General features: G+C 69.6%; 3 protein-coding genes. 2 read left to right on the forward strand and 1 reads right to left on the reverse strand.

The window, feature by feature from the left end:
- Positions 1-55: 55 nt before the first annotated feature.
- Positions 56-1,021 carry a LysR family transcriptional regulator gene (locus B8460_RS15290; protein ID WP_048862471.1) on the reverse strand — a complete coding sequence of 322 codons (966 nt, stop codon included), beginning with the start codon at positions 1,019-1,021 and terminating at the stop codon, positions 56-58.
- A gap of 105 nt (positions 1,022-1,126) precedes the next feature.
- Between B8460_RS15290 and B8460_RS15295 the strand changes: the two genes are divergently transcribed.
- A complete protein-coding gene (locus tag B8460_RS15295) occupies positions 1,127-2,341 on the forward strand; it encodes an HlyD family secretion protein (RefSeq protein WP_084623704.1) in 1,215 nt (404 codons plus the stop codon).
- On the forward strand, positions 2,338-3,888 hold the full coding sequence (locus B8460_RS15300) for a DHA2 family efflux MFS transporter permease subunit (RefSeq protein ID WP_048862472.1): 1,551 nt from the start codon (positions 2,338-2,340) through the stop codon (positions 3,886-3,888). Before B8460_RS15295 ends, B8460_RS15300 begins: the two co-directional genes overlap by 4 nt.
- Positions 3,889-3,962: the final 74 nt, after the last annotated feature.

The following is a 3,962-nucleotide window of genomic DNA, read 5'->3' on the forward strand; positions in this document are numbered from 1 at the left end:
GCTGCTGGTCGGCGCCCGTCGCGCGACGGCGGCGGCCGGCGGATAGCGGCGAGCGTCAGGCGGCGGGCTGGCCACGCCAGTCGGCGGTGAACGGGTTCTCGATCACGCTCACCGCCGGGTCGTCGGCCTTGCGGTCCAGCGCGATCATGTCGATCAGCGCCCGCAGCGCGGCGGGCGTCTGCCGGTTGCCTGCGTGATAGAGAAACAGCCCCTGGAAAGACGGCGACCAGTCCTCCAGCACCCGTATGACGTGGCCGGAGCGGAGGAACGGCTCGACCTGCGCCTCGATCGTGTAGGCGATGCCGAGACCGTCCACCGCCGCTCGGATCGCGAGGTCGGGGTTGTTCACCATCACCTGTCCGTGCACCGACAGGCGCTGCGAGACGCCGTCGCGCTCGAACACCCAGTCGAGTTCATCGCCGTCCTGATGCCGGCGGTAGCGCACGCAGGTATGCCGCAGCAGGTCCTCCGGCACGCGGGGCGTGCGCCGGCGCGAGAAGTAGAGCGGCGCGCCGATCACGGCGACGCGTGTCGGCCCCATCACCGGCACGGCGATCATGTTCCCGGCGATGCGGTCCTGCGGCCCGATGCCGGCGTCGAAGCCGCGGCCCACGATATCGATGGGCGCCTCGCCGAGCCGCACCTCGAGATGCACGTCGGGATAGGTCGCCAGGAAGCGCGCCCAGACGCGGGCGATCACCGCGGTTGCCGCCATGTGGGTGGCATAGAGCCGTAGCCGCCCGAACGGGCGTTCGCGCTCCTCGGCCAGCCCTTCCAGCGCGCCGGCGATCTGGTCGATGGCCGGGCGGAGCCGCGCCAGCAGCCGTACCCCGGCATCCGTCAGCGAGACGCTGCGCGTGGTCCGGTGCAGCAGGCGCACGCCGAACCGCTCCTCCAGCTGGCGCATCGTGTGGCTGAGCGCCGAGGGCGTGACGCCGAGCCGGCCGGCCGCGGCGCGGAAGCTCAGATGTTCGGCGATGGTGACGAAGGCATTAAGGTCGGCGAGGTCGGCGCGCTGCATTCATGAAATCCCTTCAGCACCATGGGGAATAAACATGGGATTTTCATTTGTAGCACGCTTCAGCAAACTGTGCCGGCGCCGGTTGCGGCGCGAAAAGGGACACCCATGCCCGATGACGGCAGCGGACCCTCGTACCCCGAGACGGCCGAGGCACCCGCCACGACTGCCAAACCCCTTGCGGGGCGGACCACCTATGCCGGCGGCACGGCGCTGCACCCGGCGCGCCCGCGCGCGCGCCGGCGGCGCCTGCGCGCTCTGCTGTTCCTGCTGCTGCCGGTGGCGCTGCTGGCCTTGGGCGCCTGGTACATGTCGGGCGGACAGACCATGTCCACCGACGATGCCTATGTCGAGGCGGACAAGGTCGGCATCGCGACCGACGTCTCGGGCATCGTCGACCGGGTGGAGGTGACGGATAACCAGCACGTCGCCGCGGGGCAGGTGCTGTACCGGCTGCGCGCGCTGCCGTACCGCATCGCCCTCGACCACGCCACTGCCGACCTTGGTGTCGTGCGCAACGAGCTGGAGGCGCAGCGCGACGCCTATCGCGACATGCAGTCCCAGATCCTGCGCGGGCAGGCCGATGTCGACTATTACAAGACGCAGCTGCGCCGGCAGCACGACCTGCTGGCCGCGCATGTTGCGTCACAGGAATCCTATGAGACGGCCAACCGCAACCTCGTGGACGCGCAGCAGAAGCTGGCATCGCTGCGCCAGCAGCTCGCGGGCCTGGGGGCTGCTCTGAGCGGTGATCCCGACATGCCGGTCGAGCGGCAGCCACGCTATCGGGTCGCACTCGCCGCCCGCGACGAGGCGCAGCGCCAGCTCGACCATACGGTGGTCACCGCGCCCTTTGCCGGCATCGTGACGAACGTGCCGGCGATCGCGCCCGGCAAATACCTCGCCGCCGCCGCGACCGCGTTCTTCCTGGTCGCCACCGATCATGTCTGGGTCGAGGCGGAGCCGAAGGAGACCGAGCTGACCTATGTCCGGCCCGGGCAGACGGCGGTGATTTCCGTCGACACCTATCCCGACGTGACCTGGACCGGCACGGTCGAGAGCATCAGCCCGGCGGCGGCGCAGGAATTCGCCCTGCTGCCGGCGCAGAACACCAGCGGCAACTGGGTGAAGGTCGTCCAGCGCATCCCGATGCGCATCCGCGTCGACACGCCGGCGCCGGATGGCGCCGCCGGGCCGGGCGGTGACCGCCGGCCGCCGCTGCGGGCGGGGATGAGCGTGGAGGTCGAGATCAGGACGGGTCATACGCGGGCCTTCCCGGGCTTTCTGACCGCCCTGTTCAGGAGCGGCCGCGCCGCGCCGTGACCACCTCGACCCAAGGCGCCATCGCCGCGCCCGACGGCGCGAACCGGCTCGCCATCACCGTCTGCGTGATCCTGGCGACGCTGATGCAGGCGCTCGACACGACGATCGCGAACGTGGCGCTGCCGTATATCCAGGGCAGCGTGTCGGCGAGCCAGGACGAGATCACCTGGGTGCTGACGTCCTACATCGTCGCCGCGGCGATCATGACGCCGCCGACCGGCTTCCTCGCCGGACGCTTCGGGCTGAAGCGGCTGTTCCTGGTGTCGGTCGCCGGCTTCACCGTCACGTCGATGCTGTGCGGCATGGCGCAGTCGCTGGTGGAGATCGTGCTGTTCCGCGTCATGCAGGGCATGTTCGGGGCCGCTCTGGTGCCGCTGTCGCAGACGGTGCTGCTGAACATCAACCCGCCGCACAAGCAGGGCTCCGCGATGGCGATCTGGGGCGTCGCGGTGATGGCCGGACCCGTGCTCGGGCCGGTGCTCGGCGGCTGGCTGACCGAGAGTTACAGCTGGCGATATGTGTTCTACATCAACCTGCCGATCGGGGCGCTGGCCTTCTTCGGCATGACGACGTTCCTCTCCGAGACACCGAAGGACCGCGGCTCGCGGCTCGACTGGCTCGGCTTCGGCACGCTGTCCCTCGCGATCGGCGCGCTGCAGGTGATGCTGGATCGCGGCGAGGAACTCGACTGGTTCAGCTCGCGCGAAATCATGATCGAGGCGATCACCGCCGCCTCGGCGTTTTATCTGTTCCTCGCCCATACCTTCACGGCGGAGCGGCCTTTCGTGCGGCCGGCGCTGTTCTCCAACCGCAACTTCTCCGCGGGCGTGCTGTTCGTCGCGATCGTGGGCCTCACGTACTATGCCTCGCTCGCGCTGCAGCCGCCGTTCCTGCAGGGGCTGATGAACTATCCGATCGTGACGGCGGGGCTGGTGATGGGGCCGCGCGGCGTCGGCACCATGGTCGCGATGCTGGCCGTGGGGCGGCTGATCGGCCGCGTCGATACGCGGCTGCTGCTGGGGATCGGCCTCGCGCTGACGGGCGGGACGTTCTGGCAGATGACGGGCTGGACGCCGGACATCTCGCAGACGACCATCGTCGCCGTCGGCATGGTGCAGGGCCTCGGCCTCGGCTTCCTGTTCGTGCCGCTCAGCACGGTGACGCTGTCCACCCTCGCGCCGAACGAACGGGCGGAGGGTGCCGGGCTTTACAACCTGTCGCGCAACATCGGCTCCAGCATCGGCATCTCAACGGTCAACGCGCTGCTGACCACCAACACGCAGATCAACTACGCCGAGCTGTCGAGCCACGTCACCGCGACCAATCCCGGGTATGCCGATCCGGCCGTGCTTCGGATGCTGGACCCGATGCGGGATGCGGGCCGGGCCGCGCTGCACGCGCTGATCGAGCAGCAGGCGCAGATCATCGCCTATATCGACGATTACAAGTTCCTGATGATCGCGACCTTTGCCGTGGTTCCGCTGCTGATCGTCTTCCGCAAGCCGCCTGCCAGCGCCGCGGCGGACCATCTGGCAGTCATGGAATGACGCCTGTGGCGGCCCCGCGCGGACGCCGCGGCGCGCGGGCAAGGATGCGGCGGCCGGCGAGCGGAGGCGTCGCC

The sequence above is a fragment of the Acidisphaera rubrifaciens HS-AP3 genome (assembly GCF_000964365.1).
Taxonomy (GTDB): Bacteria; Pseudomonadota; Alphaproteobacteria; order Acetobacterales; family Acetobacteraceae; genus Acidisphaera; species Acidisphaera rubrifaciens.

Bases quoted from the DNA above. Each gene is read 5' to 3' on its own strand.
- B8460_RS15290 (WP_048862471.1), bottom strand. From the start codon at position 1,021: ATGCAGCGCGCCGACCTCGCCGACCTTAATGCCTTCGTCACCATCGCC.
- B8460_RS15295 (WP_084623704.1), top strand. From the start codon at position 1,127: ATGCCCGATGACGGCAGCGGACCCTCGTACCCCGAGACGGCCGAGGCA.